This is a genomic window from Paraburkholderia sp. RL17-381-BIF-C, assembly GCF_046026435.1.
Classification (GTDB): domain Bacteria; phylum Pseudomonadota; class Gammaproteobacteria; order Burkholderiales; family Burkholderiaceae; genus Paraburkholderia.
On sequence record NZ_JARESX010000249.1, the window covers coordinates 1 to 328 of the forward strand.

General features: G+C 68.6%; 1 protein-coding gene. It reads right to left on the reverse strand.

Going from position 1 to position 328, the window contains the following annotated elements:
- Positions 1 to 318: acyl-CoA dehydrogenase family protein (locus tag P0D70_RS36915; protein ID WP_408188146.1), on the reverse strand; the 318-nt coding region annotated here is incomplete at its 3' end.
- Positions 319 to 328 lie beyond the last annotated feature (10 nt).

The following is a 328-nucleotide window of genomic DNA, read 5'->3' on the forward strand; positions in this document are numbered from 1 at the left end:
ACCTCCGCCGGCCGCGTCCCAGACAACGTTCACGGCGCGGGTCGCAAGCTGGCCGGCGAACGTTGCTTCGGCGCGGCAACGCGCACGCTCCTCGTCGCTGGGAAGGCGGCCAGACTCGAGGATCTCCGTCATCTTGTCGCACGCGCCGTAAATGAGCAGGCGGGCCGCCTCGATGCAGGAAAGCGCCTCGGCGATCTTCACCTGCTGGGTGGGGAAATCGCTCACCGCCTTGCCCGAGGCCCGCGAGATCCTGCTGCGTGCCTGCTCGAGATAGGTATTCACGGCACCCTCCGCGATGCCCAGGGCCGTGCCGCCGATGTAGACGCCG